The 4,028-nt window shown below is 62.6% G+C and carries 3 protein-coding genes and 2 pseudogenes; all 5 read left to right on the forward strand.

Annotated elements, in window-relative coordinates; translation table 11 throughout:
- Positions 1-1,221: pseudogene (locus BGIM_RS59560) on the forward strand (hypothetical protein); the annotation flags it as partial.
- Complete coding sequence (locus BGIM_RS56205; RefSeq protein ID WP_020476266.1) at positions 1,218-1,823, forward strand: hypothetical protein; 606 nt, start codon at positions 1,218-1,220, stop codon at positions 1,821-1,823. The pseudogene BGIM_RS59560 and the gene BGIM_RS56205, both read left to right, overlap by 4 nt.
- Positions 1,820-2,380, forward strand: a complete 561-nt coding sequence (locus BGIM_RS0145730; RefSeq protein ID WP_020476267.1) for a hypothetical protein — start codon at positions 1,820-1,822, stop codon at positions 2,378-2,380. The genes BGIM_RS56205 and BGIM_RS0145730 overlap by 4 nt, the downstream gene beginning before the upstream one ends.
- Positions 2,377-2,772 carry a DUF6950 family protein gene (locus tag BGIM_RS56210; protein WP_020476268.1) on the forward strand — a complete coding sequence of 132 codons (396 nt, stop codon included), beginning with the start codon at positions 2,377-2,379 and terminating at the stop codon, positions 2,770-2,772. Before BGIM_RS0145730 ends, BGIM_RS56210 begins: the two co-directional genes overlap by 4 nt.
- A pseudogene (locus BGIM_RS65410) lies at positions 2,772-4,028 on the forward strand (ubiquitin-activating E1 FCCH domain-containing protein); the annotation flags it as partial. The gene BGIM_RS56210 and the pseudogene BGIM_RS65410, both read left to right, overlap by 1 nt.

Raw genomic sequence — 4,028 nt, forward strand, 5'->3', positions numbered from 1 at the left:
CCCGCGCTCCGGGAGGCGAACGGCAACCTTCAGAATCTCAAAAAGGCGCTCAGTGACAACACGGTGGCCAACCTTGACGATATGGGCGACGCCATGGTTCGCGTGGGCCTGCGCATCCGGGACGGATTCCTTGACGCGGTTTCCGCCTCCATTGACGCCGTTGAGCGGCTTTACGGCGTGGCCCGCGAACTCAGCGCGAAGGAATTAAACATCGAGATCGCGGCGAAGCAGAAGGCCCTTGCTTCCCTTCCCGCCGACGAGCCTGTTTTTGACAACCTCCCTCCCGGAGTTCCGGCCCCCAAGACCCCGCAGGCGCTCCTGCGCGACCAGATCGCCGCGCTTCAGGGGCAACTAGACGTGCAGGCTTATCAGGACAAGGTTGACGCGGCCAAAAAGAAGACCGGCGACCCGCACGGAAACAACAGCGATCTGACACCTCCCTCAAGCGGAGGCTCCAAGCCGAAAGAGGCCCAGGATTACGACACGATCAGCAACTCCCTTGACGACTACCTTGACAAACTCCGCACCGAGCATGACCTGCTCGGCATGAATGAACGCGACCGGGCGGGCCAGCAGGCCGTCAACGAGGCCCAGAACGCCGCGATGAAGGAGGGGACGCTCCTCACGGAAGAGCAGATCGCCCAGGTGCGCGACCTGGCCGTCTCCAATTATGACCTGAAGGAATCGATGAAGAATGTCGGGGAACAGGGGGTCATCAGCGCCAAGCTCATCAAGGACAGTTTCGGCGACGCCTTGGAATCGGCCATGTTCGATTTCAAGAACTTCGGCGCCGGGGCTTCCTCCGTATTGGAGGGGATCGCCAAAAACATCGCCCGCAAGAATATCATCGACCCTTTATCAAGCAGTGTCAGCGAACTGTTTGACAAGACATTCAGCTCATCCGGGGGCGGCATCTTCTCAAGCATCGGCTCCATGCTCGGCTTCGCGGACGGCGGCTCGCCGCCCGTGGGCGTCCCGTCCATCGTCGGCGAGCGCGGCCCCGAAATCTTCGTCCCCAAGACCGCCGGAACGATCATCCCCAACAACGCCCTCGGCGGCTCGTCCCCCACCGTGAACATCACCAACGTCTTTCAGTCCGGCGTGACCCGGCAGGAACTCGCCACTCTCATGCCGGTCATGGTGTCCCAATCCAAACAGGCCGTTTTTGAGGCCATTGAACGGGGCGGCGGAGAGTCCCGCAGCGTGAACCGCCGATCATGACCATCTCCATGCCCTCCAACGGCTTCCGCTCCTCCCGCTTCGGCCTGGAGACCGACACCGCCGTGTTCCGGCCGCCGCAATCTAAGGGGTCGGCCCAGCGGGCGATCTTCGGCCCGGCGTGCTGGATGCTCACCGTCACCCTGCCCAAAATGAACCGGGCGGCCGCCGCCGACTGGCAGGCCTTCTTTCTGCTGCTGGAGGGGCAGGCCAACACCTTTTACGGCTACGATCCCGACGGCAGGACCGGGCGGGGCGTGTTGACCGGGTCGCCGCTGGTCAAGGGAACCAATCAGAACGGCAGCACGCTCGTGATCGACGGCTGTTCCGCCAACGTCACCGGCTGGATCAAGACCGGGGATTATTTTTCCGTCAACGGCGAACTCAAGATGGTGACCGCCGACGCCAGCACCAACGGTTCGGGCGAGGTGACCGTCTCCTTCAAGCCCGCCTTGCGCTCCTCACCGGCCGACAACGCCCCCGTGACCGTCATCAACCCAACCTGCCTGATGGTTCTCACCGACGACAGCCAGGCGATGTGGGAAACCGACGCCAATGGCATTTACAATGAGATCACCTTCTCGGCCGTGGAGGTGTTTGCGTGAGCCGCGGCGTTTCCGTGAACAATCTCGCGGCGATGGAGGCCGATTGCATCTGCCCGGTCATCTTCGTCAAGTTGGAACTCGACTCCGGCGACATTCTGGTCCATTCGCGCACGGGGGACATCACCTGGGGCGGCGACACCTATCTGGGCATGGGGCAGTTCGGGGAGATCGGCCTGGTCCGCGAAGACACCGAACTCGGACGCAACCCCGTGGATCTCACCCTGTCGGGCATCGACGAGGCGCTGATCTCCATTCTGCTGGGGGAATATTACCAGGGGCGGGAAGCCACGGTTTACATCGGCTTTCTCAATCTCGTTACCTTTCAGCTCGTGGACACACCCGAATACCTCTACGGCGGGCTGATTGACAACTCCACGATCACCCGCGACCAGAACGCCACCATCACCCTGCGGGTGGAGAACGAAGAGGCCCGCTGGGACACGCCCAACGTCCGTCGCTTCAACAACGCCGACCAGCAATTGAGATACCCCGGCGACAAGGGACTCGAATACATGGAGCAGATGGCCGAGAAGCAGCTCAACTGGGGGCGGGGGTGAGGATCGAAGGGTGGGAGGGGCGGCTGGCCTCGTATTTGAACACGTCGAAGGATTTGACGTTTGAATGGGGCCGGACCGATTGCGCCCTATGGGCCGCGACTTGGGTGCGAAGTTGCACCGGCGAGGACTTTCTCTCCGACTGGATTGGCAAATACAAAACCGAACGGGGAGCCGCGACGCTGATGCGCAAACGGGGCTTTCAATCCGTCGCTGACATCGCCGACGCGGCCCTTCCCGTCATTCCCGTGACGCTGGCGAGACGCGGCGACCTCGTCCTGCATCCCGTGGACGGCTGTCTCGGCATCGGCAACGGGGTCAAAAGCCATTTCCTGACCTTCAAGGGTCATACCTTGGTCGACACACTGGCCTGCTCCAAAGCCTGGGGGGTCTGATGCCTCCGGCCATCCCCCTCATCGCCGCCGTCGCGGGCGCCGCCGCCAGCACCGCCATCGGCGGCATCCTCGGCTCCATCGCCGGGTTCGTCGTCTCCACGGCCATCAACCAGATCGGCGGCCGGGCGGTCTCCAAGAAACCCAAGGCCTCCTCCCTCGCCGACGCCGGACGTGACCTGATGCTCCGCTCCTCCGTGGAGTCGCACAAGATCGTCTACGGACGGGCGAAGGTCTCCGGCCCCTTCTACGCGGAGACCGGCGACACCGGACCCGATTCCTCGGGCAACGTCATCACCGGCAAGAACACCTTCCTGCATATGGTCATCCCCGTCGCCGGTCATGAGGTGGACGCCTTCGAGACGATTTATTTGAACGACGTGGCCCTGACGCTCGATTCCAACGGCTTCGCCACCAACGCCCCCTACGGACGCTCCGACACCACCTCGGCCAGCACGAGCGTCACGACGACGAACCGTCTGATTCGGCGGGTCAACGGCACGGTCACGGTCACCACCTCCTCGGCCCACGGATTCGCCACCGGCGACCGTGTCGAGATCAACGAGGTGAACATCGCCGCCCTCAACGGCACGCAGACGATCACCGTCACCTCTTCGACCACGTTTACTTATCCAAGCGACGGACCCGACACCAGCCCCTCCTCGGCCGGCATCTCCGTCAAAAGCACGACCGTCACCACCACGACCCTGCGCAGTTACGTCCGCATCAAGACCCATGTCGGGACCACCGATCAACTGGCCGATCCGTTTTTGGTGAACGAACTGCCGAACTGGACCAGCGACCACCGCCTTCAGGGGCTCGCCTACATTTACTGCCGCCTGGAATGGAACCCCGACGCCTTCCCCTTCGACGCCCCCAACGTCGCCGCCGTGGTGCGGGGCAAGAAGATTTACGATCCCCGGACCACCCTCACCGTCTGGAGTGACAACGCCGCCCTCTGTGTGCGGGATTACCTGACCTCGGACATGGGCTATGACTGCGACGAGTCCAAGATCGACGACGTTTATTTCATCTCCGGCGCCAACATCTGCGACGAAACGGTCACTCTAAAAGACGGGACCGTGACGACCCGCTACAGTTCCAACGGCGTCCTCGACACCGCCAATGTCCTCAGTGACAACATGACCGAATTGCTCTCGGCCTGCGCCGGTTACAAGCCGTATGTGAAGGGCAAACACCGCATCCTGCCCGCCGCCTATCAGACCGTCTCCGGCTCCATTGACGTGAACATGCTCGCC

Origin of the sequence: Zavarzinella formosa DSM 19928 (genome assembly GCF_000255705.1) — a bacterium.
Classification (GTDB): Bacteria; Planctomycetota; Planctomycetia; order Gemmatales; family Gemmataceae; genus Zavarzinella; species Zavarzinella formosa.